Source organism: Mesorhizobium sp. WSM4840, from assembly GCF_055811755.1.
In genome coordinates this window covers 1-1272 of the sequence record NZ_JBVVQD010000097.1, presented here as the reverse complement: position 1 = coordinate 1272, position 1272 = coordinate 1, and the positions used below count along the sequence as shown (strand labels likewise).

2 protein-coding genes are annotated in these 1272 nt (G+C 67.2%); both read left to right on the top strand.

Annotated elements, in window-relative coordinates; translation table 11 throughout:
* Window positions 1-135 precede the first annotated feature (135 nt).
* Window positions 136-1044, top strand: coding sequence for a tyrosine-type recombinase/integrase (locus tag AC0L3I_RS36840; protein WP_473530219.1), 909 nt, complete (start codon window positions 136-138; stop codon window positions 1042-1044).
* Between the two features lie 2 nt (window positions 1045-1046).
* Window positions 1047-1272: transposase zinc-binding domain-containing protein (locus AC0L3I_RS36835; RefSeq protein ID WP_473530218.1), on the top strand; the 226-nt coding region annotated here is incomplete at its 3' end.

The window sequence follows — 1272 nt, the reverse complement described above, 5'->3', positions numbered from 1 at the left end:
GGCCGGAGAACGAACCCGCTGCGCGGGATGGGCGCGCGCGGTGAGGTAGAGGTCACGATCCGGTTGCCGCGCCCGCATTGAGCGTCGTTCGGCGGCGGCAGAGCATCACAGGCTTCTTCAACAAGGAGCCTGACCATGCCCCATCCTGTTCTCGATGCACCGATCAGCCCGCTGCGCCAACGGTTGATTGACGACATGACCATGCGGCGGTTCAGCCAGGAGACGCAGCGCAACTACGTCCGCGATGTCGGGCGGTTCGCAAGCTTCCTTGGCCGATCGCCGGACACGGCCACAGCGGATGACTTGCGCCGGTTCCAGGTCGGGCAGCAGGAAGACGGCGTTCCCGTGCCGACCATGAACAGCATCGTGTCGGCCCTGCGCTTCTTCTTCACCCACACGCTCGACCGCCCGGACCTGGCGCGCAGGCTGGTCCGCCTGTCGCATCCGCGCAAGCTGCCGGTGGTCCTGAGCCGCGACGAGGTTGCCCGTCTCCTCAACGCCACCACCTGCCTCAAGCACCAGGCCGCGCTGTCGGTCGCCTATGGCGCGGGCTTGCGCGTCGCCGAGGTGTCGACGCTGAAGGTCACCGACGTCGACAGCGAGCGCATGCTGCTGCGCGTCGAACATGGCAAGGGCGGGCGGTACCGCAATGCCATGCTGTCGGCCGACCTGCTTGCCCTGCTGCGCCAGTGGTGGAAGGTCGGGCGGCAACAGGGTGTGATGCATCGCGACGGCTGGCTGTTCCCGGGGCAGCACGCGATGAAGCCGATCAGCACGCGGCAGCTCCATCGCATCGTCGTCGAGGCTGCACAGGCCGCCGACATCGCCAAGCGGGTCGGACCGCATACGCTGCGTCACAGCTTCGCCACCCACCTGCTGGAGGACGGCACCGACATCCGGGTCATCCAGGTCCTGCTCGGGCACGCCAAGCTCGACAACACGGCCCTCTACGCCAAGGTCGCGACCCGGACGGTACGCTCCGTAACCAGTCCGCTCGACAAGCTTGGCCTGTTCAAGCCGGGAGAGATCTCGCCCGACGGCTGAGCGTGCGCGCCTCTATCGAGGTCGCCGACATCTTCCGTGCTGCCGGGCCCGCCTACCGGGTCGCCCATGCAGGGCAGCTCAGCCTACAGCAGCTCAAGGTCATGTCGGCGATCGAACACTGCCGCACCGCAGCCCTAGGTGGTCACGTCGAGGCCTGCGCGGACTGCGGCCAATGGCGGATCGCGTACAACAGCTGCCTTATGGGCAGATCCAGTAATGGGGAGCTGG